The sequence below is a fragment of the Streptomyces sp. NPDC037288 genome (genome assembly GCF_055603265.1).
In genome coordinates, this window is sequence record NZ_JBVJVY010000001.1 from 171,795 (window position 1) to 196,657 (window position 24,863).

At 74.8% G+C, this 24,863-nt stretch carries 19 protein-coding genes; 11 read left to right on the forward strand and 8 right to left on the reverse strand.

Going from position 1 to position 24,863, the window contains the following annotated elements:
- The first annotated feature begins 71 nt into the window (after positions 1 to 71).
- Genes ACZ7GZ_RS00880 through ACZ7GZ_RS00890 form a run of 3 tightly spaced genes read left to right on the forward strand, consistent with a single transcriptional unit; the run spans position 72 to position 3,347 of the window.
- On the forward strand, positions 72 to 725 hold the full coding sequence (locus tag ACZ7GZ_RS00880; protein ID WP_471019489.1) for a toxin-antitoxin system, toxin component family protein: 654 nt from the start codon (positions 72 to 74) through the stop codon (positions 723 to 725).
- The gene (locus ACZ7GZ_RS00885) at positions 725 to 1,951 is read left to right on the forward strand and encodes an MAB_1171c family putative transporter (protein WP_471019492.1); all 1,227 of its coding nucleotides are present in this window, start codon (positions 725 to 727) and stop codon (positions 1,949 to 1,951) included. The genes ACZ7GZ_RS00880 and ACZ7GZ_RS00885 overlap by 1 nt, the downstream gene beginning before the upstream one ends.
- Entirely contained in the window at positions 1,944 to 3,347 is a 1,404-nt protein-coding gene (locus tag ACZ7GZ_RS00890) for an FAD-dependent oxidoreductase (RefSeq protein WP_471019495.1), read from the forward strand. Before ACZ7GZ_RS00885 ends, ACZ7GZ_RS00890 begins: the two co-directional genes overlap by 8 nt.
- Positions 3,348 to 3,414: 67 nt before the next feature.
- Here the strand turns inward: ACZ7GZ_RS00890 and ACZ7GZ_RS00895 are convergent, their stop codons facing one another.
- On the reverse strand, positions 3,415 to 4,263 hold the full coding sequence (locus tag ACZ7GZ_RS00895; RefSeq protein ID WP_471019498.1) for an SMP-30/gluconolactonase/LRE family protein: 849 nt from the start codon (positions 4,261 to 4,263) through the stop codon (positions 3,415 to 3,417).
- Entirely contained in the window at positions 4,260 to 5,033 is a 774-nt protein-coding gene (locus ACZ7GZ_RS00900; RefSeq protein ID WP_471019500.1) for an IclR family transcriptional regulator, read from the reverse strand. The genes ACZ7GZ_RS00895 and ACZ7GZ_RS00900 overlap by 4 nt, the downstream gene beginning before the upstream one ends.
- Positions 5,034 to 5,139: 106 nt before the next feature.
- Here ACZ7GZ_RS00900 and ACZ7GZ_RS00905 point away from each other — a divergent pair, with 106 nt between their 5' ends.
- Positions 5,140 to 5,730 carry a hypothetical protein gene (locus ACZ7GZ_RS00905; protein ID WP_471019502.1) on the forward strand — a complete coding sequence of 197 codons (591 nt, stop codon included), beginning with the start codon at positions 5,140 to 5,142 and terminating at the stop codon, positions 5,728 to 5,730.
- A gap of 1 nt (position 5,731) precedes the next feature.
- On the opposite strand, the gene ACZ7GZ_RS00910 is transcribed toward ACZ7GZ_RS00905, so the two are convergent.
- On the reverse strand, positions 5,732 to 6,562 hold the full coding sequence (locus ACZ7GZ_RS00910) for an oxidoreductase (protein ID WP_471019504.1): 831 nt from the start codon (positions 6,560 to 6,562) through the stop codon (positions 5,732 to 5,734).
- Positions 6,563 to 6,676: 114 nt separating this feature from the next.
- Positions 6,677 to 7,549, reverse strand: a complete 873-nt coding sequence (locus tag ACZ7GZ_RS00915; protein WP_471019507.1) for an ATP-grasp domain-containing protein — start codon at positions 7,547 to 7,549, stop codon at positions 6,677 to 6,679.
- A 186-nt stretch (positions 7,550 to 7,735) separates the two neighbouring features.
- Here ACZ7GZ_RS00915 and ACZ7GZ_RS00920 point away from each other — a divergent pair, with 186 nt between their 5' ends.
- Positions 7,736 to 9,229 (forward strand): acyl-CoA synthetase, encoded by a 1,494-nt coding sequence (locus tag ACZ7GZ_RS00920; RefSeq protein WP_471019510.1) that lies wholly within the window; start codon positions 7,736 to 7,738, stop codon positions 9,227 to 9,229.
- Entirely contained in the window at positions 9,222 to 10,553 is a 1,332-nt protein-coding gene (locus tag ACZ7GZ_RS00925) for a carboxyl transferase domain-containing protein (RefSeq protein ID WP_471019512.1), read from the forward strand. The genes ACZ7GZ_RS00920 and ACZ7GZ_RS00925 overlap by 8 nt, the downstream gene beginning before the upstream one ends.
- A 6-nt stretch (positions 10,554 to 10,559) precedes the next feature.
- Here the strand turns inward: ACZ7GZ_RS00925 and ACZ7GZ_RS00930 are convergent, their stop codons facing one another.
- Positions 10,560 to 14,183, reverse strand: coding sequence for a S8 family serine peptidase (locus tag ACZ7GZ_RS00930; protein WP_471019515.1), 3,624 nt, complete (start codon positions 14,181 to 14,183; stop codon positions 10,560 to 10,562).
- Positions 14,184 to 14,406: 223 nt separating this feature from the next.
- On the opposite strand from ACZ7GZ_RS00930, the gene ACZ7GZ_RS00935 reads away from it, so the two are divergent.
- The 5 genes from ACZ7GZ_RS00935 to ACZ7GZ_RS00955 all read left to right on the forward strand — a co-directional run bounded on the left by ACZ7GZ_RS00935 (position 14,407) and on the right by ACZ7GZ_RS00955 (position 22,874).
- The gene (locus ACZ7GZ_RS00935) at positions 14,407 to 14,748 is read left to right on the forward strand and encodes a CU044_2847 family protein (protein WP_471019517.1); all 342 of its coding nucleotides are present in this window, start codon (positions 14,407 to 14,409) and stop codon (positions 14,746 to 14,748) included.
- Entirely contained in the window at positions 14,745 to 16,409 is a 1,665-nt protein-coding gene (locus ACZ7GZ_RS00940) for a VMAP-C domain-containing protein (RefSeq protein ID WP_471019520.1), read from the forward strand. Before ACZ7GZ_RS00935 ends, ACZ7GZ_RS00940 begins: the two co-directional genes overlap by 4 nt.
- 35 nt (positions 16,410 to 16,444) lie before the next feature.
- A complete protein-coding gene (locus ACZ7GZ_RS00945) occupies positions 16,445 to 17,470 on the forward strand; it encodes an AAA family ATPase (protein ID WP_471019521.1) in 1,026 nt (341 codons plus the stop codon).
- Positions 17,460 to 21,695, forward strand: coding sequence for an SAV_2336 N-terminal domain-related protein (locus ACZ7GZ_RS00950; protein WP_471019524.1), 4,236 nt, complete (start codon positions 17,460 to 17,462; stop codon positions 21,693 to 21,695). The genes ACZ7GZ_RS00945 and ACZ7GZ_RS00950 overlap by 11 nt, the downstream gene beginning before the upstream one ends.
- Positions 21,696 to 21,836: 141 nt before the next feature.
- Positions 21,837 to 22,874 carry a rod shape-determining protein gene (locus tag ACZ7GZ_RS00955; RefSeq protein ID WP_471019526.1) on the forward strand — a complete coding sequence of 346 codons (1,038 nt, stop codon included), beginning with the start codon at positions 21,837 to 21,839 and terminating at the stop codon, positions 22,872 to 22,874.
- Between the two features lie 60 nt (positions 22,875 to 22,934).
- On the opposite strand, the gene ACZ7GZ_RS00960 is transcribed toward ACZ7GZ_RS00955, so the two are convergent.
- The 3 genes from ACZ7GZ_RS00960 to ACZ7GZ_RS00970 form a co-directional block, all read right to left on the reverse strand.
- Positions 22,935 to 23,318, reverse strand: a complete 384-nt coding sequence (locus ACZ7GZ_RS00960) for a hypothetical protein (protein WP_471019529.1) — start codon at positions 23,316 to 23,318, stop codon at positions 22,935 to 22,937.
- A 166-nt stretch (positions 23,319 to 23,484) separates the two neighbouring features.
- Positions 23,485 to 24,447 (reverse strand): anti-sigma factor RsbA family regulatory protein, encoded by a 963-nt coding sequence (locus tag ACZ7GZ_RS00965; protein WP_471019532.1) that lies wholly within the window; start codon positions 24,445 to 24,447, stop codon positions 23,485 to 23,487.
- Positions 24,444 to 24,803, reverse strand: coding sequence for an STAS domain-containing protein (locus tag ACZ7GZ_RS00970; protein WP_471019535.1), 360 nt, complete (start codon positions 24,801 to 24,803; stop codon positions 24,444 to 24,446). The genes ACZ7GZ_RS00965 and ACZ7GZ_RS00970 overlap by 4 nt, the downstream gene beginning before the upstream one ends.
- Positions 24,804 to 24,863 lie beyond the last annotated feature (60 nt).

A 24,863-nucleotide genomic window follows, 5' to 3' on the forward strand; every position in this document is an offset into this window, starting at 1 on the left:
CCAAGGTCGCCGAGACCTCATGACGGGGACACGCCCAGACGCGTACGCTCGGACCGGCAGAAGGGGGACCGATGGGCATCGCGGGCGCGCGTGAGCGGGCGGCACGCCTTTCCGCACGGCTGAGGCGCCCCCGTCCCGGCTCGGCCATGCGCTCGCTGGCCGGTGACCTCGCCACCGCCGTCCGCACCCGGCCCGGAACGCCGGACGGGGTACGGGACTTGTGCCGGGCCGTGTGCGAGGAGATGAGCGCACTGCGCGGCGGGCGGCCGGTGGAGGTGCGCTTCGAACACATCCCGGACGAGATCGAGGTCACCGGACTGTGGCTGGAGTTCGCCGACTTCGACCTGGTGATCGTGGAGGAGCGGGCCGAGGCCGTGCAGCAACTGGTGATCCTCGGCCATGAGTTGTGGCATCTGCACGCCGGGCACCGGCACCACCACCTGGCCGGTGACGCGGCGGCCCGCGCGCTCGCCGACGGGCCCGGCTGGCGCGGCACCCCCCTGACCGTAGCCGCCCGCAACGGCTCCCGCGAGGCCGACGAGGCCGAGGCGGACGACTTCGGCCACCGCCTGGCCGCCCTGTTCCGGCCCCACCTCAGCGACTCCGTGACCGGCGCCGCCCCCGGCCCGGCGCAACGGGCCCTCAGCCCGGTGCAACGGACCCTCGGCTATCGCGGAGGCGCCGAAGCGAACCGAGTGTCAGAAAAGAGAGGAACCACACGGTGATGCCGGTGCTCGCTTCCTCGGGTTTCCTCGGGGCGCTCTCCGTCTCCTTCTGGATCCCCACGGCCGTGCTGACCGCCGCCCTGGTGATCAAGCTGCCCAGCATCATCAAGATGTGGCGGGACCCGATGCTGCGCGCCGTCGGCGGTCTGCTGCTGTTCGCCTGCGCGGTGTTCGTCTTCGCCGCCCCGCGGACCATCGCCTGGACGAACCGGGTCACCGGGGTGCCGAACATCTCGGCGCCCTGGGTGTACTCCCTGCTCACCGCGCTCTGCGCGTCCTGGCTGCTGCTGATCATCGCCTGGCGCAACGGCCGCTCCGACCGCTCCGCCCAGACCCGCCGGGTGACCCGGTGGGTCGTCTCCGTCTACGCGGGCGTGGTGGTCGCCCTGTGGGTGCTGTTCGCGCTGGCGGACGTGCCGCAGGAGCGGCTGCGGGACCTCGACACCTACTACGCCAACACGCCCTTCATGCGCGAGGAGATCCTGCTCTACCTCGTCGCGCACACCGTGGCCTGCTCCATCACGGCCCGGCTGATCTGGAACTGGATCCGCACCGACGGCCTCGACGCGTGGCTGCGCTGGGGGCTCGGGCTGCTCGGCGTCGGCTACGCCACCAACCTGTTCTACGACGCGGCCAAGCTCAGCGCCGTCGTCGCCCGGTGGACCGGCCACGACCTGGACTGGCTGAGCACCAATGTGGCACCGGCGGGCGCGTGCGTGTCCGCCACGCTGGTCGCGGTGGGCTTCATCGTGCCGCACGTCGGCCAGTACCTGCACGAACGCTGGAACGTCCGCCTGCACCACCGCGGCCTCGGCCCCCTGTACCAGCTGATGCGGACCGTCACCGGCGAGCGCGAGCCCTTCGCCCCGCACGCCCCCGCCGAACTGCGCCTGATCCGCCGCGAGACCTTCATCCGCGACGCGCTGCTGCAACTGTCCCGGCACCTCGACGAGGACCTGCGCAGGCGCTCCCACGAGGCCGCCCTCGCCCTCGGCTTCACCCGCACCCGGGCCAGGGCCCTGGCCGCCGCCGTGACCCTGCTGGACGCGGCCGGCGGTGAGCGCCCGCCGCGCGCCGACGGCGACGGCTCCCCGTCCGGCCCCGACACGGCGTACCTGCTCCAGGAGATCCAGGCCGTCTCCCAAGCCCTCCGCCGCCCCGACGACATCACGGCGGTACGCGCCCGCGCGACCGCCCCGGCAGAGAGCGTGCCCGCGCATGAGTGAACGCCCCTCCCCCGCCAGAACCGCCGTCGTGCTGGGGGGATCCCACACCGGCATGCTCGCGGCACGCGCGCTCGCCGACCTGGCCGACCGGGTCGTGGTCGTGGAACGCGACGCCCTGCCCGAGGGCCCCGCACCCCGCAAGGGGCTGCCGCAGGCCCGGCACGCCCACATGCTGTGGTCGGGCGGGGTGCGGGCCGTGCAGGAACTGCTGCCGGGGATCACCGACGCGCTGCAGGCCGCCGGGGGCCGCCGGCATCCGTTCACGACCGGTGTGGTCGCCCTGTCCTCGCACGGCTGGTTCCGGCGCTGGCCCGAGTCCCACCATGTGTTCCTGGCCGGCCGGGATCTGCTGGACGCCACGATCCGCGCGCAGGTGCTCGCCGACGAGCGGATCGAGCTCCTCGACGGAACCGAGGCCCTCGGCCTCACCGGTACCGAGGCCGCGGTCACCGGCGTACGGATCCGGACGCGGGACGGCGCCGAGCGCTCGCTGCCGGCCGATCTCGTGGTCGACGCGACGGGGCGCGGGTCCCGGGCCTCTCACTGGCTGGCGGATCTGGGGTTGCCGGCGCCGGAATGCCGGGTGGTCGACCCGGGTCTCGTCTACGCCAGCAGGCTCTTCCTCGCCCCCGAGGACGCCCGCGACGGCTTCCCCGTGGTCAACCTGCAGCCCGATCCGCGCGGCGAGGGCCCGGGCCGCTCCGGTTTCCTCCTGCCCATCGAGGACGGCCGCTGGATCGTCACCCTGCAGGGCACCCGCGGCGGCGAACCCTCCGCCGCGGACGAGGAGTTCGTCACCTTCGCGCGCGAGAAGCTGCGGCATCCGCTGCTGGGTGAGCTGCTGGAGCACGCCGAACCGCTGTCCGAGGTGTCGGTCACCCGGTCCACCGTCAACCGCCGGCACTTCTACGAGCGGATGCCGGCGTGGCCCGAGAACTTCACCGTCCTCGGCGACGCGCTCGCCGTGTTCAACCCGGTCTACGGCCACGGGCTGGCGGTGGCCGCGCAGAGCGCGGTGCTGCTCCGCGAGGTGATACGGCGGCACGGCTGGGGCACGCCGAGGCTGGCGCGGCGCGTGCAGCGGGCGGTCGCCCGGCCGGTGCGGGCGGCGTGGGACCTGGCGCTCGGGCAGGACGTGTTCTACCCGGGGGCGACGGCCTGCGGCCCCACCGTGCGGGACCGGCTCGTCTCCGCCTACGTCGGCCGGTTGATGTACACGGCGACGGGGAACGGACGCGTCGCGCGCCGGGTCACTGACGTGACCTCGCTGGAGCGGGGGGCGCACGTGCTGCTGACACCGAGTGTGCTGGTGGCTGCCGCGGTGGGGCCGCTGAAGCCGGTGTTGACCGAGCCACCGTTGACCGCGGAGGAACGGAAGGCGGCGGGGGTCTTGTAGGCCGCCTTCCGGGTGCGGGTCCGCGGGAGGGCGCGCGGTTCCCCGAGCCCCTTACGGGGCGCCGGGGTCAGCCCTGGAACGCCGGTTGGGGCAGCCCCTCGCCCGCCCCGGAGATCACCAGGACCGAACCCGACAGGGGGTGCGGCCGGGACAGACCGGTGCGGGCCGTCGTGATGTACAGGTCGGTCAAGCCGGCGCCGCCGAACGCGCAGGCCGTCGTACGAGGCGCGGGCACGCTGATCACACGGTCCAGCTCACCGGCCGGCGTATAGCGCCGCACCGCACCCCCGTCCCACAGCGCCACCCACACGCATCCGTCCGCGTCGACCGTCAGACCGTCGGGGAAACCCGCACCCTCCTCGATCTCGACCAGCGGCCGGCGGTCGCGCACCCGCTCGCCGTCGTAGTCGAAGACGTCCACCCGGCGGGTGGGAGTGTCGACGTAGTACATGAGGCGCCCGTCGGGGCTCCAGCCCGTGCCGTTGCTGACCGTGACGTCGGGCAGGACCGTCTGCGCCGTACCGGCGCCGGTCAGCCGGGTGAGCGTGCCGCCGCCCGCCGCCTCGTCGTACCGCATCGTGCCCGCCCACAACGAGCCGTCCGGCGCCACCGCGGCGTCGTTCGCCCGGCGGCCCGCGACCGGCTCGTGGTGCAGCCAGCGGAACGTGTCGTCGGGGTCCAGCAGCCCCACGCCGTCCCGCAGGTTGAGCACCAGGCCGCCGCCCGCGCGGGGCTTGACCGCGCCCACGTGCTGCTGCGTCGTCCGCACCGTACGACGGCCCGTCGCCGGGTCGTACGTGTGGATCCGCATGCCCAGGATGTCGAGCCAGATCAGCCGGCCCGTCGCCGGGTCCCACGTCGGGCCCTCGCCCAGCTCGGCGTGTGCCCGCACGGCGACCTCGTACCCGCCGCTCACGCCGCGCTCCGGTGGCCCAGCCGCTCGGACAGCTCCGCCGCGCCCTTGGCCGCCAGCTGTTCCAGTTCGGCGCGGCGCTCGTCGCTCCAGCGGATCATGGGAACCGAGATGGACAGGGCCGCGACCACCTGGCCCGTGCGGTCGTGCACGGGAGCGGCCACACAGCTCACGTCGGGGTTGGACTCGCGGCTCTCCGTCGCGAGGCCCCGCTGCCGGATCTCCGCCAGCGTCTCGCGCAGCACACCGGGGTCGGTGATGCTGTTGGGGGTCATCGCGGCCAGCTCGGCGTCGTCCGGGATCCGTGCCGCGAGCTCCTGCTCCGGCAGCGAGGCCAGCAGCATCTTGCCCACCGAGGTGCAGTGGGCGGGCAGGCGGCGGCCTGCCGCGGAGACCATGCGGACGGCGTGCGTGGAGTCGACCTTGGCGATGTAGATCACGTCGGTGCCCTCCAGGATCGCCACGTGCACCGTCTCGTCGCAGGTCTCGGCGACCGAGCGGGCCACCTGCTGGCCCTCGGCGGAGAGGTCGAGCTGCTCGGCGTAGCGGCTGCCGAGCTGGTACGGGCGTACGCCGAGCCGGTAGCGTCCGGGCTGTTCCGGCACGGGCACGATGTACGACCGTGCGGCGAGTGTGGTGACCAGTTCGTGCACGGTGGTGCGCGGCAGCTGGAGCTTGCGCACGATGTCGGGGGCGGAGAGTGTCCCGTCCCCGTCGAGGAACAGCTCAAGAATGTCGAGAGCCCGGGTCACGGCAGGCACGAGGCGTCCCACGTCCGGCCCCCTCCCTTGGGTCTAAGCGCCGCTGCCATCTCGTTCGAGATATCAACAGGCGATCGGCATGACGAACACAGGCTAGTCATCGGGAGATGCGCGGGCAATGGCCGGGAACCCGCCGGGCACCATGGGTGCCATGGATCTCGACTTCCAGCTGGTGCTGCTGCGCCGTATGGCCGACCACAATCCGGATCTGGTCGAGGACGCCCGGAGGGAGCTGGGCGCCTCGATCGCGGACATGCGGGAGGCGAACAGGCGCTGGCAGGCGATGGTCCGCTCGCCGAGATCCCGGTCCGCCGCCGCCCGGTACCGGTCCGTCCTGGGCGAGCCGGAGTCCGTCGTTCCGCGCCGCCTCGGCGATGTCGACTGCGAGGCCCGGCGCTGGGCCCTGGCCCTCTGGCCCGACCTGCGCTTCGAGGTACTGGTCGGGCCGGACGGGGCGGTGTGGAACGAGTGGCTGGTGCGCGCGCCCGGCGCCCCGGCGCCCCGGCTCAAGACCCTGGACGACCTGGTCCCCTGGTCCTGCACGGTCGACGAGGCCGCCCGCGCCTTCCCCCCGGCCCGCCCGCTGGAGGGCACCGCGCCGACCCGGTGGGGGCTCGCCTTCACCGCGCCCGGCCCGGACGGCGTACGGCACGAGGTGGTCGCCGAGTTCACCTGGGGGCTGCTCCAGCGGACGGCCGTGCTGACGTAGCTCAGGCGTCGAAAGCCGTCGCCCGGGTGCGCTTCTCCCAGGCGGTGACCTCCTCGCGGACCTGATCGAGGTGGCCCAGGACCGCGCTCACGCCGTCGTCGCCGAGCGGCAGCCGCAGCGGGGTGTCCTCGGCGTCCAGCGCGGCCAGGATCAGGGCCGCAGCCTTGGCGGGGTCGCCGGGCTGGCTGCCGTGGCCGCCCGCCACGACGCCACGGGTCTCGGCGACCTTCGCATACACCCCGGTGTCGGAGCTGACCCCGGCCCGGTCGGCCTCGAACAACGAGGTCCGGAACGCACCCGGCTCGACGACGAGCACCTTGATGCCGTACTCCCGCACCTCGTCCGCGAGCGCCTCGGACAGGCCCTCCAGGGCGAACTTCGTCGCGCTGTACGCACCGAAACCCGCGAAGGACATCTGGCCGCCCATGCTGCTCATCTGCACGACGGCGCCGGAGCGCCGCTCCCGCATGTGCGGCAGCACCGCCCGGACGAGGGCCACCGGGCCGAAGAAGTGCAGGTCGAACAGGGCGCGCAGCTCGTCGTCGGTGGTCTCCTCGACGGCTCCCACGTGGGTGCGCCCCGCGTTGTTGACCAGCACGTCGATCCGCCCGTGGCGGGCCACGACATCGCGGACCGCCCCCTCGATCGCGCCCAGGTCGGTGACGTCCAGCCGCAGTGCCTCCACCTGGCCGGGACGGGCGGCCACCAGGTCCGCCAGGGCCTCAGGGCGCCGGACCGCGCCGACCACCACGTCCCCGGCGGCCACGGCGGCCTCGGTGATCGCCCGCCCGAAACCGCTGCTCGCCCCGGTCACCAGCCATACCTTCGTCACGGCAACTCCCCGTCTGTGCATCGTGTCCGCTTCGTGTCCGCGTCGTCCCGCCGACAGGGACCAGCCTGCCGCCCTCTGCCGTTTCCCGCTGCCTGGTGAGCCGGATCCTCCCGGCTACTCCCCCGCCGCCGTGAGGACCGCCTCCGTCACCCGCTCCAGCGACCCGGGGTGCAGCCACAGGAACAGGTTCGGCTCCACCAGCTCCAGTTCCATCAGCCGCGGCTCGCCGTCCTCCCCGTCCACCAGGTCCACGCGCGCGTACAGCAGCTCCCGGCCGCCCGGTACGGCCGCCAACGCCTTCTCGGCGACGGCGAGTTCGACGTCCGTGGGCTGCCAGCGCTCCAGGTCCGGGTGCGCCACCTTCTGCGCGTCGTACGGCGTCCCGGGCGCGAGGACGGCGCCCTTGCGGCTGGCGTGCAGCAGCCGCCCGCCGAAGAACTGCAGCGCCCGCTCCCCGCTGACGTCGATGCCCCGCACGTACGGCTGCACCATCGCGGTGAAGCCCTCGGCGTGCATCCGGGCGAGCTGCCGTGCCGCCCGCTCATGCCCGTCGGGGGTGTAGCGGGCGGCGAACCGGGCACCCGCGCCCGAGGTCGGTTTGATCACGAACTCGTGGCCGTCGGGCAGGTCGGCCGGCTCACCCGGCGCTATGTAGCGCGTGGGGACGGTGGGCACACCGGCCGCCGCCAGCTCGCCGAGGTAACGCTTGTCGGTGTTCCAGCGCACCACGGGCGCCGGATTGGCGAGCCGGGTGAGCGTGCCGACCCGCTCCACCCAGGCCCCGAACTCCGCGGCCCGCCAGCTGTAGTCCCAGGTGGAGCGGATGACGACGAGGTCGTAGCGGCCCCAGTCCGCGTCCGGGTCGTCCCAGTGGCGGGCCTCGGCCTCGGCGCCGGACTCGCCCAGCGCCCGCACCAGCTCCGGCAGGTCGGTGTCCTTGCCGGGCTCGGCGCCGGGGTCGTAGGTGGCGAGGGCGATGCGGGGCACGGCGGACTCCCTGTCGTACGACGGTGCGATCACCGGGAGGCTAACAACCGTCGCGGTCCGGCACGAAGGCAGCGCGGCCATCGGCTGCGGCTCGCGCCGTACTTGAGCGCGGTCGTCGGCAGGAGCCTGCTGGTGTAGGAAGGTGCCGACGGTCAAGCGACAGTCCCAGAGATAGGAGTGCGCCGCGTGTCCTCCCTCTTCCCCGCCCTGGCGGACGGTCCGGGCGAGCGGATCGCCCTGCGGTTCGGCGAACGGTCGTTGACGTACGGCGAGCTGGCCGGCGCCGCCGGTGCGCTCGCAGCCCGGCTGCGGGGCGCCGGCCGGGTCGCCGTGTGGGCCACCCCGGAGCTGGAGACCGCCGTCGCAGTGACCGGCGTCCTGCTCGCCGGGGCCGCCGCGGTACCGCTGAACCCCAGGTCGGGCGAGAAGGAACTCGCGCACATCGTCTCCGACAGCGCACCGGCGCTGGTGCTGGCCGCACCGGGCGCCGACCTCCCGCCGGTCCTCGGTGACCTGGCCCGCATCGACGTCGAGGCGTCCGCCGGATCCGGTGCCGTGGCTGACAGGACGGACTCCGGCGCCGCGGCCTGCGGCGCCACGGCTTTGGGCGAGCCGGCCCTTGCCGAGGACCCGGCGCTGGTCGTCTACACCTCCGGCACCACCGGCCCGCCCAAGGGCGCGGTCCTGCCCCGCCGGGCCCTCACCACCACCCTGGACGCGCTGGCCGACGCCTGGCAGTGGACCGGCGACGACGTGCTGGTACACGGGCTGCCCCTGTTCCATGTGCACGGGCTGGTGCTGGGCGTCCTGGGCCCGCTGCGGCGCGGCGGCGGCGTCCGGCACCTGGGCCGCTTCAGCACCGAGGGCGTGGCACGGGAGCTGAACGCCGGCGCGACCATGTTGTTCGGGGTGCCGACGATGTACCACCGCATCGCCGAGGCCCTGCCCCGGGACCCGGAGCTGGCCGAGGCGCTGGGCCGGGCCCGCCTGCTGGTCTCCGGCTCGGCAGCGCTGCCCGTGCACGACCACGAGCGGATCACGGCGGCGACCGGACGCCGGGTCATCGAGCGGTACGGCATGACGGAGACCCTGATGAACACCAGCGTGCGGGCCGACGGGGAGCCGCGCGCGGGGACCGTGGGCGTACCGCTGCCCGGCGTGGAGCTGCGGCTCGTGGAGGAGGACGGGACGCCGATCACCGCGTACGACGGGGAGAGCGTCGGCGAGATCCAGGTGCGCGGGCCGAACCTGTTCACCGAGTACCTGAACCGGCCCGAGGCCACGGCCGCCGCGTTCACCGCCGACGGCTGGTTCCGCACCGGTGACATGGCGGTGCGGGAGAGCGACGGGTACGTCCGGATCGTCGGCCGCAAGGCCACGGACCTGATCAAGAGCGGCGGGTACAAGATCGGGGCCGGTGAGATCGAGAACGCCCTGCTGGAGCACCCCGGGGTGCGGGAGGCGGCGGTCACCGGGGAGCCGGACGCGGACCTGGGCGAGCGGATCGTGGCCTGGATCGTCCCGGCGGATCCCCAGGCACCGCCGGGGGCCGGGGAGTTGGCGGACCACGTGACCCGTCGCCTCGCCCCGCACAAGCGCCCCCGCGTCGTCCGTTACCTGGACGCGCTGCCCCGCAACGACATGGGCAAGATCATGAAGCGGGCGCTGGCCGATGTCTGAGCGGCGTTCGGCCCGGGACATACTGACCCTGGTCGCGGACCCCGGCACCTTCGCCGAACTCCCCTGCCCGCCAGGGAAAAGCGCACCCGACGGCCCCCTCGGCTGGCAGGGCTACGACGCCTCGCGCGCCCGCGCCGCCGCCCGCACCGGCGAGGAGGAGTCGGTCGTCTGCGGCACCGCGCGCGTCGAGGGCACCCGGGCCGTGCTGATCGCCTTCGAGTTCGGCTTCCTGGGCGGCTCCCTGGGCGAACACACCGGAGACCGCCTGGAGGCGGCGTACATCCACGCCCGCGCACACCGGCTGCCGGTCGTGCCGTTGATCGCGACCGGGGGCAGCCGTATGCAGGAGGGCATGCTCGCGCTGAGCCAGCTCCAGCGCGTGGCGCGGCAGTCCGCGCTCACCCGGGAGGCGGGGCTGCCGCAGATCGCGGTGGTGCGGGACCCGACGACCGGCGGCGGCTGGGCCACGCTCGGCGCGGGCGCGGACGTCGTCCTGGCCCTGCCCGGCGCCCAGGTCGGCTTCGCCGGCTCCCGCGTCCGCCCGGCCGACGCCGACCCGTCCGCGTACACGGCCGAGTCCCAGCTGGCGGTGGGCTCCGCGGACGCGGTGGTGGCTCCGGCCGAGCTGAAGGAGGCACTGGGTGCGTGGCTGCGCCTGCTCACCTCCCCGTCCACCGATGTGCCTTCCCCACCACCGGCACTGGGCGGCGCCGGTCTCCCGGCCACCGGCTGGGACGCCGTCCAGCGAGCACGCGCACCCGAACGCCCCCGCGCCCACGCCTACCTGAACGCCTACTTCACCCACCGGCGTGCCCTCAGCGGTGACCGCTGCGGCGGCACGGATCCCGACGGCATCCTGTGCGGGTTCGGCGAGCGGGACGGCCGTACCGTCGCCTACGCCGCGCAGACCGGAGCGGCGACCCGCCCCGCCGGCTTCCGGACCGCGGCCCGCCTGATCCGGCTGGCGGACCGCCTCGGCATCCCCGTGCTGACGCTGGTGGACACCCCGGGCGCCGCGAACGACGCGGAGGCGGAGCGGCAAGGGGCCGGCGCGGCCATCGCGGAGGTCTTCGGGGCAGTGGCCTCCGCCCGCGTCCCCGTCACCACGCTCGTCATCGGCGAGGGCGGCTCCGGCGGAGCACTGGCACTCGCCGCACCGGCCAACACCTGGGCCACCCCGGACAGCTACTTCTCGGTGATCGCACCGGAACTGGCGGCGGCCATCCTCAAACGCCCGAGGGAGGAGGTGGAGACGACCGCCGACCAGCTGCGGATCCGCCCGCAGGATCTGGTGGAGCTGGGGGTGGTCAGGGGGATCGTCTGAACAGCGCTACCGAACCCCCACCGCCCGGATGATCTCCTGCGTCACCGAACCACCCCTGTCGTCGTGGGCGGAAGCCCGCAGCGAGACGGACGACGCGCCGCGCGGCACGTCCAGCGTGCCGCGCCAGGACGCGTCGGCACCCGTGAGGGGGACCGTCTGCCAGGTGCCGCCCTCGTCGTACGACACCTCCAGCCGGCCCCCGGTCAAGGTCCCGGTGCCCGCGGCCTGCGCCACGTACTCCGCACCCAACCCCACCGGAACCCGCCGCCCGCCCCGCAGGGCCCCCGCGAGACCGGTGTCGACATCGAACGCGAGGTTGATCAACGGCAGGTACGTCCAGCGGTCCTCCGGTGTCGCCGCCGACCGGAACGTCCACTCGCTGTGCCCCGCCGAGGCCCGCGCCCAGCGCCCGGCCTCGAGGGCGGTGTCGGTGACGACCTCGTACGCGTGCTCGCCGGCCGGTGCGTCCCAGACGTACGCGGCGGAACCGGTGCGCTTGTCGGCGAGCGCGCCGTCGAGGTAGACGGCGGTGGTCTGGCTCATGCCGCTGTCCGCGCTCCACACGTCGCCGAACCCGGTGTGGTCGGGACCGGAGTCGCCCCAGCCGGGGGTGTCCAACTGGATCCGGTTCCCCCAGCGTTGCTGGCCCGAGCCGAGCCCGGTGCCCAGCCAGGGGTGCCAGACCGGCCGGAACCAGTTCAGCACCGGCCGGGAGCCGCCCTCGTACCGCACCAGACCGCTGCGCTCCTCCAGGGCGCCGTCGCCGACCGTCACGGACTCGTGCCAGCGCTGGCCGGGGCCAGTGGAGACGTAGTCGGTGCGCTCGGCGGGCAGGTGGACGCGTTCCTGGAAGCCGAGGCCGACGGGGAAGGTGTCGGTGAGGGAGTAGCGGAACTCGCCGCCGTCGGTCGGCCGAGCGGCGTGGAACCTCGCCTGCACCGCGGCCAGTCGGCGTTCGCCGGGCGCGTAGGTCAGGTCCCGGTCCGGGATCGCGCCGCGATGTCCCTCGGACAGGTCGTACACGTACCGGGGGTCGGTGGTGCCGGTCATGTCGACCCGGCCGGCCGCGCGGAGCCGGGCGGCGTCCGCCGCGTCCACGGTGGCGATCTGCAGCGGCCGGCCGGTGTTGTCGTCGGTCCCCCACCAGGCCACCAGCCGGCCGGGCGCGTCGTCCGTCACGAACAGCGCCCTGGCGCCCGCGTCCTGGACGGTCCGGGCGAGCGCGGCCGGGTCGGCGCCGTCGGCGAGGTGCGCGAGCACCGCCTTGCCGGCCGCACCGGGGAACGGACCGTCGCCGGCGTCGACCAGCGGCAGCCTGGTGCGGCCCTCGATCAGCGTGCCGCCCGGCTGGACGGTCGCCTCGCCGACGCCCCTGACCGCCAGCTGCGGCTCGGCCAGCCGCCACACGGTCCGGTACTCGAAGGTGCCGTCGCTCACGTCGGCGGTGGGTGCGGCGAAGACGCTGTCGTAGGTCAGGGGCACCTGTACCGCGCCGAAGAGGTCGGTGCCGTTCGCGCGGCGGTCGTACTCCATCAGGAGCTGGTGGGTCTCGGTGCGCCGGTCCACGGCGGCCTTGATCTCGCGCAGTCTCCGGCCGTCCAGGGTGATGTCCTGGTCGTGGTCGAGGGTGATCTCGGGCGCCGTGAGGAAGCCGAGGCCGAGGGAGTCGGTGCCGTGGCTGCCGCGCACGTCGAGGAAGGTGGCGAGCGCGTAGGGGCCGGGCCTGAGACGCAGCCGGAGGGTCCCGGAGTCGCCGACGTGGGCGGACTGGGCGTCCTCGTCCGCGGCGAGCCGCTGCACGGTGAGGTCGGCGGGGGCGGGAGCGCCCGCGCGGTCCTTGACGTGGACGGTGAGCGTGTACCGCTCCTCCTCGTTGACCAGCCCGAACACGGTGTGCGCGACGGTGTCGCCGGTCTGGTCCACGGCCACGATCTGCCCGCCGGTCTCGCCGGCCGGCGCCTTGGTTCCGTCGCCGGTGACCGTGGTGGAGGCGGTGCCGTGGGGCGGGACGGTGAGGGCGGAGTCGGCGAGGGTGGCGACGCCGTCCGGGGCGCCGTGCACGGACAGCTTCAACTCTGCTGGGCCGTCCGAGGAGTTGGTGTAGGTGACGGTCCGGGTCACCGGCTTGTCCGCGTCGTACGGCCAGCTGTGGAAGCCGAGGTCGGCGCTGCCGGTGGCGGTGATCCGGGCCCTGACGGCGTCCGGCACGCTCACCCGGCCCGCACCCAGCACGTAGGCGGGCGCGTCGAGTTGCCTGGAGCTGGACATCAGCGCGTCCTTCAGGCGCGCGCCGGTCCAGCCGGGGTGCTGCTGGGCGAGCAGGGCGGCGACTCCGGCGACGTGCGGGGTCGCCATGGACGTACCGCTCAGGGAGGTGTAGTAGCCGCTGCCGTCGGTGAACTGGGAGCGGGCGGCGAGGATGTCGACGCCGGGAGCGGACAGGTCGGGCTTCAGGGCGTTGTCGCCGTAGCGGGGTCCGGCGCTGGTGAAGTAGGCCGCCTGGTCGGCGGAGTCCACCGCGCCGACGGTGAGGGCCGCGTCGGCGGCGCCGGGCGAGCCGATGGAGGACGGGGCGCCGGTGTTGCCCGCGGCGACGACGAAGAGCGCGCCGGTCTCCCGGGAGAGGGTGTTCACGGCCTGGGCCATGGGATCGGTGCCGTCGCTGGCCTCGGCCGAGCCGAGGCTCATGGAGACGATCCTGGCGTGCACGTCCCGCGCCGCCCACTCCATCCCGGCGATGATCTGCGACTCGCTGCCCGAGCCCTGGTCGCTGAGCACCTTGCCGACGGCGAGGCCGGCCTCGGGCGCGACACCCTTCTCCCTCCCGCCGGAGGCGGTGCCGCCGCCCCCGACGGTGGAGGTCACGTGCGTCCCGTGGCCGTTGCGGTCGGCGACCTCCTGACCGTCGACGAAGCTCCTGGCCGCGGTCACCCGGTCCCTCAGGTCCGGATGGCTCAGGTCGGCCCCGGTGTCGAGGACGGCGACGGTGACACCCTTGCCGGTGAGTCCCGCGTCCCAGCCCGCCGGTGTGCCGATCTGGGCGTTGCTCTCGGCCATGTCGGCCCGCACCCTGCCGTCCAGCCACACCTTGTCGACGCCGTCGTGGTGGCTGAACGACCGCCAGAAGGTGCGCCCCTTGCGGGCCTCGACCGCGGCCCCGCCCACACTGGTCAGACTCCGGGTCCGCTCGGTCCCGGCCGGGGTGACGGCCGGCGCGCCCTTGCCGTAGGTCACGATCAGCGGCGTCGCGTCCGCCCCGGCGTCCGTCAGCCCCTGCCGGATCAGCCCGCTCACGTCGAACAGCCGCCGGTCCAGCGTCCCGGCCCGCAGGTACGGCAGCGCCTCGTCCGGTACGACGGTGACCGCGCCGTTGCTCACCTGGGTCCGTACGGCGCCCGCGGCCCCCTCGGCCCGCCGCACGGTGACCGTCTTCTTCCCGCGCCCGAGGTCGGTGACGGTCACCTGGTCACCGGTGACCAGGGTGACGGTGGTGGCCGTGGCGGTGCCGCCCGGGGCGGGTGCGGCCGGGTGTGCCGCCGCCGCTGCGGGGCCGGCCTGCAGCAGGGCACCCACCAGCGCCGCCGCCGGCAGTACCGCCCCGCGTCCGGCTCGTCCTGGTCCTCTGGTCATCCACGCCTCTTCTCGTCGGGTGTCTGTCCGAGTGGCTCGCGTGCCGGGACGAGTGTCATGTGCCACCCGGTGCCGGAGCGTCGACCGACGATGGCGGGGAAGGCGCCCTGACGGCCATCCGCCACGCCGTTCCGCGTCAGGCGTGAAAGGACCGGGACAGCTCACTCCCCGTGCGTCACAATGGAGTTGATCCGGGATCAACCGCACGGGGGCAGCCGACTTCATGAACAAGCTGGTGGAGTTCACCACGGAGGACGGCGCCGTGGTCGTCGTGGAGACCGCGGACGCCGTGAGCGGGACCAAGCTCGTCTCGCGTGGCGAGGCCCCCGCGGCGCAGGCCGCCCGCACCTTCGAGGGAGCCCTGGACAGTGTGCGGGCGGCGGCCCAATCCGCCCTGCGGGTCTTCCGGGACGGCACGCTGCGCCCCGACGCCGTGGAGCTGGAGTTCGGCGTGAAGCTGAGCGCGCAGGCCGGCGCGGTGATCGCCAAGGGCGCGGCGGAGGGCCAGCTGGTGGTCAGGCTGAAGTGGGCGTCGGCGGCGGCGGAGCCCACACCCCGGTCATGAGGGGTGCCGCCTGGCAGGCCCGGATCGAGTGCGGGGGCACGGTGGCCGGGGCGGGCTTCCTCGTCACCCCCCGGACGGTGCTGACCTGCGCGCATGTCGTCCAGGGCGTTCCGGCGCCGGTGACGGTGAGCTTCCCGAACCGGCCGGAGCTGGCCGGGCTGCCCGCGGCCGTGACCGTGCCCGGCGGCTGGGCGGGCGGTGCCACCGACCCCGGCGACCTCGCCGTACTGGAGCTGGACCGCGACGTACCCGTGGCGCCCGCGCGGTTCGCGCCGCCCGGCGCGGAGCAGGGCAGCCCGTCCCTGCTCGCGTACGGGTTCCCCGACGGCTACGACGAGGGCGTCCTCGCCCGGTACCGCGCCGTGTCCCGGACCCTGATCGCCGACCAGTGGGTGCAGCTGGAGGCCACCTCCGCGCACGGGCAGCCGCTGGCGGGCGGGTTCAGCGGGGCGGCGGTGACCCTGCCGGACGACCGGGTGGTCGGCATGGTGGCGCAGGTCGCGGGGGAACCGGACGTCCGGGTCGGGCGGATGCTGCCCACGGAGGTCATGGCCCGCTACTGGTACGGCCTGGGCGCTCTGGTCCCCGGCCCCGGCGCCGGTTCCCCGGACGCGACCGGGCGGCTGCACGCCCTGGTGCGGCGCGCGGAGGCCGCCGGCCTGGACTGCGATCCGGACCGGCTGTACGGACATGCCGTGGGCCCCTTCGGCCCGGACCTGCCCCCGGGCGGGTTCGGCTCGCTGCGGGCGGCGGCGGCCTATGTGCAGTGGCAGGTCGACGACCCCGAGGCGGTACCCCGCCTCGCCCGCCGGCTGGCCGAGCTGCTCACCGGTCCGCCCGCGCCACGGACGTCCGCCTGGTCCCCCATCGTCGTGGAGCTGGAGCGCAGCGGCGAGGGCCAGGACCAGGTGACGGTGCGGGTGTCGGCCTACCGAGACGGGCAGCGGCGCCCGGTGGACACGGGCCGGCTGCCACGCGGTGAGGTACGGGCCTTCGTGCAGCAGCGCGTCGACCGCGCCTTCGTCCACCTGGCGGAGGGCGCCGAGGCGCTGCTCGCGTTCGTCCTGCCCCGCGAGTGGCTCAACGAACCGGTGGCGCACTGGGAGTGCGGCCCGGAGGACTCCACCCCGCTCGGCTGCGCCCATCCGCTCGTCGTCACCGACGCCACCCGGCACCGCAGCGGCCGGCTGCGCCACCACCTCGCCAAGAAGTGGCGCAGGCTGGAGAGCGGACCGGGGGCCGCGGCACTGCACCGGGTCGACTGCGCGAACCCGGAGCGCCCGCCCAGCCTGCGCAAACGCCTCCGGGACGAGGACGCCGACCTGGTGGGTTACGCCGCCCCGCCGGCCTGTCTGCCCGGCCACTTCGAGACCGGTCTGAACGTCCCGGTCCCGGTGCTGCTGTGGCCGCGCACCGGCTGCACCGGCATCGGCCACGACCCCGCCGCCCCCTGTGCGGGGGCGGACTTCCTGGACGCCCTGGGGCCGGCCGTGGACGGCGTCCCGGCCGCCGAACTCCCGCGCCGGATCCGGTCCTTGCGCGAGGAGGCGGCGGCCGACGACGCCCCCGACCGGCACTGGGCGCGGGACGTCCAGCTGCTGTGGGACGACCCCCACTGCTTCCCCGAGCCGGCCGCCGGCCTGCACTCCCCCGTCGCCTGAACCGAGCACCGCACCCGATGGAGAAGAAGGACCCCATGCCCCTGTGGCCTGTCTACACCGGCACGAAGGAGCCGCACGACGGCATCGGCCTGCTGCCCCCGCCCCCGCCCTGGCGGGCCTTCGACGGCGGCCCGGCGCTCCCGACACCCGCCGACAGCGACGACGCCTCGGCCACCTCCCCCGACCGCACCCACCGTGCCGCCACCTACCAGGCGACCGACCGCACGGTCCAACTGGTCAACGCGGCCCTCTACCTGCGCCGCCCCCTGCTGGTGACGGGCCCGCCGGGCACCGGCAAGTCCTCGCTCGCCTACGCGGTGGCCCGGGAGCTGAGACTGGGCCCGGTGCTGCGCTGGAACATCACCAGCCGCAGCACCCTGCACGACGGCCTCTACCAGTACGACCCCCTCTCCCGCCTCTACGCGGCCCGCCAGGCCGCCGCCACCGGGGAACCGGACGGCCCCGCCCCCGAGTCCGGCATCGAGGACCATCTGCGCCTCGGCCCCCTGGGCACCGCGCTGCTGCCGTACGCCCGCCCCCGCGCCCTGCTGATCGACGAGATCGACAAGAGCGACCTGGACCTGCCGAACGACCTGCTCAACGTCCTGGAGGAGGGCCAGTACGAGATCCCCGAGCTGGTCCGCGCCGCCCGGCACACCCCCGTCGCCGAGGTGATGGTCGACGGCACCCACGGCCGCGTGCCGGTGGCGCACGGCCGGGTCCGCTGCCGTGCCTTCCCCTTCGTGGTGCTGACCAGCAACGGCGAACGCGAGTTCCCGCCCGCGTTCCTGCGCCGCTGCGTGACCCTCCGGCTGCGGCAGCCCGACGACCGTCACCTCGCCGGGATCGTCCGCGCCCACCTGGGCGAACCGGACGCCTGCGCCGAGTCGCTGATCACCCGTTTCCTGTCCCGGGCCGGCCGCGGCGACCTGGCCACCGACCAGCTTCTCAACGCCATCTACCTGGCCCGCTCCGCCGACCTGAGCGCCGAGTCCCTGGACGAACTGGCCGAACAGCTCATGCCGTACCTCGGCGAGGCCCCGCAGGCAGATGCCTTCTGACCACCCCGCCGCTGCGGCCCCCGCCCCGCACGCCCGCCTCGCCGACGTCCTGGCCCTGGCCACGGACGGCGCCCGCCCGACCCCGCTGGAGCTGGCCGAACTGCTGTGGCTGGCCCGGCAGCTGGGACCGGCGGACGGCGGGGGCGAGCGGCCCGGGAGTCCGGTGCGGGAGAAGGAGCCGGATCCCGGGCCGCAGAAGCCTGTGCGGGAACCCGCCGGCCCGGTTCCCGCCCCGGACCGCGCCGAAGGTCTCGGATCCCCCGTTGCGGCGTCCGCGCGCGCCCCGCTCCACCTGCCCTCACACACCCCCACGGCGGGGCCGTACGCCGCCCTCCACGCCCCCGCGCCGCCGATGCTGCGCCACCCCCTGGGCCTCCAGCGTGCCCTGCGCCCGCTCAAGCGCCGCACGGACGCCCCGGTCGGCCACCGCCTCGACGAGCAGGCCACCGCCGACCGCATCGCCCGGCTGGGCGCGGGGCCCGAGTGGTGGCTGCCGGTGCTGCGCCCGGCCCGGGAGCGCTGGCTGCGGCTGAACCTGGTGTACGACACCGGCCCCACGATGCCCGTCTGGCGCCCCCTGATCCGCGAACTGCGGCAGGCACTGGCCCAGTCGGGTGTGTTCCGCACGCTGACCGTGCACCGCGCCGATCCCGACGGCACGGTCCGCGGCGACGGCTCCTACGATCCCGGCGACGGCCGTACGGTCACGCTGCTGATCAGCGACTGCATGGGTCCGCAGTGGTGGCAGGGCGAGGCGGGCAGCCGCTGGTACGGCACCCTGCGCCGCTGGGCCGGGCGGATGCCGCTGGCGGTGGTCCAGCCGCTGCCCGAACACCTGTGGCGCGGCACGGCGCTGCCCGCGGCACCGGGGGTGTTCTCGGCTCCGTTCCCGGCCGCGCCGACGGCGGCACTGACGTTCACGCCGTACGAGGAGTACGGGGAGTGGGGGACGAAGGCGCCGCGGGGGGCGGTGGCGCTGCCCGTGCTCGAGGCCGGTCCCCGGTGGCTCGCGCACTGGGCGGGGCTGGTGGCGTCCATGGGCGGATCCGCGTTCCCGGGCACGGCCGCCCTGCTGGGCTCGCCGCTCGGGCCCGAGGACGCCAAGGACCGCACCGACCTCGCCGCTCTGACCGCCGAGGAACTGGTACTGCGCTTCAGGGCGACGGCATCCCCGGAGGCGTTCCGGCTGGCCGGCCACCTCGCGCTGGGCCGCCCCGACCTGCCCGTGATGCGGCTGGTGCAGCGGGCGGTCGAGCCGGATCCGCGCCCGCAGCATCTTGCCGAGGTGATCCTCAGCGGCGTCCTGACGACGGTCCCGGGGCCGCCGGGGTCGTACGCGTTCCGCCCCGGGGTGCGCGAGCTGCTGCTGCGCGGCCTGCCCCGCTCCGCACGCGGCGCAACGGCCGAACTGCTGGCCCGGGTCGGCGGGTTGATCGAGGAACGGGCCGGGGCGGCACCCGGCGAGTTCCGCGCGGTGACGCCCGCGGCCGAGGGTGGGGGTGCGGCTGCGGACGGGGAGGCGTTCGCGACCGTACGGCCGCAGAGCGTGCGGCAGTTGACGGGCGGCGCGGCGGAGCCCGTGGTGCCGCGTGACCGGGTCGGCCGCTATGCGTTGGTGCGGCGGTTCACTCCGTCCGGGCGGGCCGTGTGGCTGGCCGACGACCCGGAGACGGGCCGTCAGGTGGCGGTGCGGTTGTACCGGCCGTTTCCCGACGGCGCACGGCGCGAGGCGTTCCTGCGGGACGCGGAGCGTCTGCGGGCCCTCGCGCACCGCAACATCGCACACGTCGGCGACTTCGGCATCGAGAACGGCAGGCCGTACGTCGCCATGGAGTACGTGCCGGGCGTCAACCTCAACGCCCTGGCCTCCCCGGACGGTTACCGCATCCCGGCTCCCCTGCTGGTGTCCGTCGGGACGCAGGTGTCGCAGGCGATCGAAGCGGTCCACGAGGCGGGCGTCACGCACGGCGACCTCGGCCTGTCCCGGGTGATGCTCAGCCCCGACGGCACGGTCAAGCTCAGCGGCTTCGCACCGGGCCGGACCTCCGGGGCCGAGGGGCGGGCGCAGGACCTGGCGAAGCTGGGCAGGCTGCTGCTGCGCCTGGCCTCGGGCACCGGACGGCCCGCGCCGCCCTTCGCGCCGGACCGGCTCCGGCACCTTCCGGAGAGCCTGCGCGAGCCGTACGCGCGCGCCCTCGGCCTCCTGATCTCCGGGTCACCCCAGGACCAGCTGCGGGGCAGGGACCTGCTCAGGGACGGGGAGCTGCTGCGCGGCGCCCAGGAGGCCTACAGCCGACGGGGCTACGGCATTCTGCGCCCGCCGACCGTGCGGCTGGGTCCGGTCACGGTGGACCTGACCCCCCACGAGGCCGCGGTGCTCGCCATGCTGCTGCTGCGGCACGGTCGCGAGGTGACCCGCGACGCCCTGGTGACCGGGCTGTGGGACCCGCCCGAGAGGCCGGCGGACGCCACCGCGGCCGTGGACCGGATCACCTCCCGGCTGCGCGCCGCGCTGGGCCCCGGCGCGCTGGCCACGCTCCCCACCGGGTACGCCCTGCACACCAGCGCCGACTACGTGGACCTGGTGCACTGCCAATGGCTGGAGCGGACCGCCTCCCAGTGGGCCGAAGGGGGCCTGGCCCGCGCGGCACGCGAGCGTCTGGACACGGCGCTCGGCCTGTGGCCCGACGGGACCCCGCTCGCGGATGTCCCGGGCCCCGCGGCCCGCAGCGCCCGCCGCCACCTCCGCGGGCTCCACCTCGCGCTGCACCACAAGATCGCCGAACTCGACCTGGACCTCGGCGAGTACGAGCGCGCCGCCACGCACCTCACCGACCTGGTCCGCCGGCACCCCTCCCGGGAGGACTTCCGCCTGCTGCTGATGATCGCCCTGCGCCGCCAGGGCCGTACCGAGGAAGCGCTGGAGGTGTACGAGGAGTACGACCTCGCCGGCGGCCGGAACCCGGAGCTGCTCGCGCTGGGGCACGAACTGCGCGGGGAGTACGACGCACCCTCGGAGGACAGCGGCTCCGCCCTCGACGACTACGCCACCACCCCGCTCTCGCAGCACCCGGTCCCGGATCCCGACGCGCTGCCGGAGGGCAGCTTTCCCACCGAGGAGTCGCTGCCGTCGATCTTCGAGATGCAGGACCGGGAGACGGCGGAGGAGGACCCGCTGCCGCAGGACGAGGGCCTGTTCGCCGTCGAGCGGCCGGGCGGGGAGGAGGAGGACGACGGCCCCCCTCCGGAGATCTCCCACGACGACCTCTTCGACGATCCCGGCGACGAGCCGCTCCCGCCCGCCTACGGCACGGTCGCCGTCTACGAGTTCGCCGACGGCCCCCGGCATCCGGACGACGTGGCCGCGCTGGGCCGGGCGGTCACCCGGCTGATGGCGGCGAGTGGACGGGGCCACTGGTTCGGCCCGACCCGGGAAGCCACCGGGTGGTACGTGGAGACGCATCCGGACGTGCCGGGCCTGCCGCTGCTGCGCGCCACGTTGAGGCACTTCGAGGAGGAAGTGGTGCGGCTGGGCGGCCTGCGCTGGCGGGTGACCTTCGCGTGCGCGCTTCCCGGCAGCACGGAGGTACCGGACCCCAGGGCCGTCAGCGGGATGCTGGACACCGCAGAGGACCGGCGGGGCATCGTCGCCGTACCGCAGACGCTCCGGGAGGAGCTGGAAGAGGACGAGGACCTGGCTCCCTGGCTGGAGCCCCTGCGCCGGGGGACCGGCGCGGGCTGGTACCGGCTGTGCCGGCTGCCGCGCGCGCTCTTCGACGGCACGCACCTGCTTCCCCCCGTCGACGGCCCTCACCCGCTGCCTCCCGGCGACACCGTCCCCGAGGGGACGGGCGAGACCAGGGTGGTCGTCTACACGGACGGCGCGGGCGGACTCAGCCTCGCCCCGGGCCCGCGGACCGAGGGGTACTTCGAGGTCGACCTCACCGGGCGCCGCCTGGAGCTGGACGAGACGGAGTCGTCCCTGCGGGCCACCGGCACCGCGTTCTGGCAGGTCAGCGACCCGCTCCAGGCGGTGGCCCACGCATCAGGCAACCACCTCGAGCTGATCAGGGAGGCGGTGCGCGGGCGACTGCGGGACCTGGCGGGCACCCGGGCGGGTTCCCTGACCGCGGGGGCGTCGCTCTCCCTCGGCTCCGGCCCGGCCCACGCCGTACCCGGCTGCACGGTCCGCGCCGAACTGAACGTGACCCGAACCCGCACCTGACCACGCGACACACCGGCGCACCCCCGGAAACCCCCCATTCAGCGGCACCCCGCCCGGACCCCTCCAGAAGGCGCCCGCCCCCGGACCCCGCGCAGGATGCAGACAGAAGGAAGAGGCCCGCGCACCCCAGGAGGATCTGCCGTGACCGTCCGTCTGGAGCAGCTGCGGCGCTGCCACTTCGCCGTCGACCTGGGCGCGGCCCGCACCCGGGTGTATGTGAAGGGCGCCGGTCTCGTGATCGACCAGCCCTCGGTCGCCGCCGTGAACACGCGGAGCGGGTCACTCATCGGGGTCGGCGACTTCGCGGAGCGGATGACGGGACGGACGCCGGGCTACATCCGGGTCGTACGGCCCATCTCCGGTGGCACGGTGGTCGACATCGAGATGGCCCAGCGCATGCTGCGGCAGCTGCTCGGCGACAAGATGCGCCGTGCCCTGCGGCGCAACCTGCGGCTGCGGGCCGCCGCGTGCACCCCGCACGGCGCGGATCCGCTGGCCCAGCGGGCGACCATCGAGACGCTGGTCGGGCTGGGCGCGCGCCGGGTCGAGCTGGTGGACACGCTGATCGCCGCGGCCGTCGGCTGCGGGCTCCCGGTCGAACGCCCCGAGGCCACCATGATCATGATGTGCGGGGCGGCGGCCACGCAGGTCGCGGTGCTCTCGCTCGGGTCCGTCGTGACCGCCGAGCGGGTCCCGGTGGGCGGCGAGGTGGTGGACCAGGCGATCGTGCAGCACCTGCGGCACGCGCACGAGCTGATACTGCCCAGCCAGTCGGTACGTCCGCTGCAGCTGGCCCTGTCCGGCAACGGGCTGACCTCGCAGGGCCCGTCCTCGACGGAGATCCACGGCCGGGACGTGGTCACCGGGCTCGCGCGCAGCGTGCGCGTCGACACCGCCGCCGTGCGGGACGCGATCCAGACCCCGCTGACCGCCGTCCTCGACGGCATCGGCAAGGTGCTGCGCGACTGCCCGCCCGACCTGGTCGCCGACCTCGCCGACCGCGGGATCACGATGGTGGGCGGCTCGGCGCTGCTGCCCGGCTTCGACCAGATGCTGCGGCAGGCCACCGGGATGCCGGTGTACATCGCCGAACGCCCCGACATCTGCGCGGTCCAGGGCATCGGTGCCATGCTGGAGGGCCGGATCGAGCCACTGGTCCTGAACCCGCTGGCCGCCTGAGCCGCGCACCGGCGGCCACAGCGGACCGCACCCGGGAAGCGACCCGCGGCAGCACGGCGCTCAGTCACGGCTGCGTACGACCCACAGCACCGCACAGGCCCCCACCCCAAGCAGGACGTAACCGGAAGCGGCCAAGGAACCCATCGTGCCCAGCACCGCGACCCCCAGCGCCGACCCCGCCTGCCGAATGCCGTTGAGCGCACCCTGACTCGTGGCGGCGTACTCCGGCGGTGCCGCGACGGCCACCGCGGCGGCGGCCCCCGGGATGGACAGCGTGCCGGTGGCGGCAAGCGCCAGCTCCGCGGCCACGACCAGCGGCAGCGCCGGGTGCGGACCCACCGCGCAGGCCAGCAGCACGCCGGCGGCCACGGCGGCGGACATGCCGGACAGCAGGACCGGGCGGGGGCCGTGGCGGGCCACGAGCCGACCGGTGAAGAACGGCATCACGCAACGGCTCCGCCCGGTCAGCATCATCGCCCAGTGGCACCCCCGCCTGGGCCCGGCAGAGAGCACCGTGCGGGCCCTGCTGACCGTGGCCGCACCCCGTAAGGGGCGCGGGGGCTGTATGTGACCTGCGGCTCCGCCCAGTCCCTTCTCGGCGGGGTCCCCGTCAACGCGCCACGTAGCACCGAATGGCCGTCCCCGCGGCCCCCGTATGCACCCGCACCAGATCCGCCACCAGGTTGACCAGCAACAGCCCACGCCCGCCCCGCTGGTCCCGGGAGGCCGGCCGCCGGCCGGCCAGCGGGTCGGCCAGCCGTCCCTTGTCGCGGACCTCGCACAGCACGTACCCGCCCTCGGCCCACACCGTGAGCCCGCCGGTGCCGCCGCCGTGGACGACACTGTTGGTGGTCAGCTCGGCGGTGATCAGCGCCAGGTTCTCCAGGCCCAGGCCGGCCAGGCCCAGCCGGGCGCCGTGCTCGGTGGCGAGGTGCCGTACGGCGGAGAGGGAGTCCTCGTCGAAGACGGTGGTGAACACGCCCGTACCGTCGGCGGGGGCGGGCGGCAGCGGCTCGTTGTAGCGGGCGACGACGCCCCCGGGGTCGTAGGCCTCGCTTCTGTCCCGCGCGCCGGCGCGGATGACGAGCGGATGGGTGGCGTGGGCGTCGGCGAGTGCGCGCGCGTCCAGCCGGGCGGTGTCGTACGGGCACAGGATGGTCACCTCACGGCCCTGGAAGGCCGCGTTGATCAGCGCCTCGTGCTGGGCGCAGGCCGGGTACTCGGCCGGGCTGCGGCCCGCCCAGACCGGCTCGCCGATGATGTGGACGCGCCGGCCGGACGGCTGGGCGTCGGCGAAGGCACGCAGCACGCCGGGGATGATCCGGCCGGGGTTGCGGCCGGCCTCCCGCATGTCCAGGAACCGTACGGCGGCGCCGTCGGCACCCAGCGCGTCCTGGATGAGCCGCAGGTTCTCGCCGGGTACGGCGACCGCGACCGGTGCGCCGGCCGCCAGTGCGTCACGGACGAAGGGGACGGTGCCGGCCAGGTACTCCTCCGTGTCGCCGTAGAACAGCGCGGGGTGCACGAAGGGCTCGAAGGCGTCGAAGGATTCCGTCGTCGGCTCAGTGGTCATGACACAGACATCTCGATCGCCGGAAGTCCGGGCCACAACAGGTCCAGAACGCGGGGCAGAACGGCCGGCGGGCGGTCCAGGACCAGCCGCCGCTGACCGAACCGCCGGGCGGCTTCCGCGAGCGCCTCGGCCCCGGCGACGTCGACGAAGGACAGCGCGGAGAGCTCCACGTGGTACACGTCCCCGTCGTCGCGCACGGCATCCTCCAGCGCGCGCTCCCATATGCCGTGGGTGGGCAGGCTCACTTCGCCCACCGCGCGGAATCCGGTCCGCCCGGTGAGCGGGTACACGTCCAGCCAGGGCGCCGGCACGGCACCGCTCGCCCGCCGGGGCCGCACGACCTCGGGTCCGCTCACGCCTTCTCCCACTCGCACAGGAAGAGAGTGCCCAGTATGCCGCTCGGCTCACCCGCTCGG

Bases quoted from the DNA above. Each gene is read 5' to 3' on its own strand.
- ACZ7GZ_RS00880 (WP_471019489.1), top strand. From the start codon at position 72: ATGGGCATCGCGGGCGCGCGTGAGCGGGCGGCACGCCTTTCCGCACGG.
- ACZ7GZ_RS00885 (WP_471019492.1), top strand. From the start codon at position 725: ATGCCGGTGCTCGCTTCCTCGGGTTTCCTCGGGGCGCTCTCCGTCTCC.
- ACZ7GZ_RS00890 (WP_471019495.1), top strand. From the start codon at position 1,944: ATGAGTGAACGCCCCTCCCCCGCCAGAACCGCCGTCGTGCTGGGGGGA.
- ACZ7GZ_RS00905 (WP_471019502.1), top strand. From the start codon at position 5,140: ATGGCCGGGAACCCGCCGGGCACCATGGGTGCCATGGATCTCGACTTC.
- ACZ7GZ_RS00925 (WP_471019512.1), top strand. From the start codon at position 9,222: ATGTCTGAGCGGCGTTCGGCCCGGGACATACTGACCCTGGTCGCGGAC.
- ACZ7GZ_RS00930 (WP_471019515.1), bottom strand. From the start codon at position 14,183: ATGACCAGAGGACCAGGACGAGCCGGACGCGGGGCGGTACTGCCGGCG.
- ACZ7GZ_RS00935 (WP_471019517.1), top strand. From the start codon at position 14,407: ATGAACAAGCTGGTGGAGTTCACCACGGAGGACGGCGCCGTGGTCGTC.
- ACZ7GZ_RS00940 (WP_471019520.1), top strand. From the start codon at position 14,745: ATGAGGGGTGCCGCCTGGCAGGCCCGGATCGAGTGCGGGGGCACGGTG.
- ACZ7GZ_RS00945 (WP_471019521.1), top strand. From the start codon at position 16,445: ATGCCCCTGTGGCCTGTCTACACCGGCACGAAGGAGCCGCACGACGGC.
- ACZ7GZ_RS00950 (WP_471019524.1), top strand. From the start codon at position 17,460: ATGCCTTCTGACCACCCCGCCGCTGCGGCCCCCGCCCCGCACGCCCGC.
- ACZ7GZ_RS00960 (WP_471019529.1), bottom strand. From the start codon at position 23,318: ATGCCGTTCTTCACCGGTCGGCTCGTGGCCCGCCACGGCCCCCGCCCG.
- ACZ7GZ_RS00965 (WP_471019532.1), bottom strand. From the start codon at position 24,447: ATGACCACTGAGCCGACGACGGAATCCTTCGACGCCTTCGAGCCCTTC.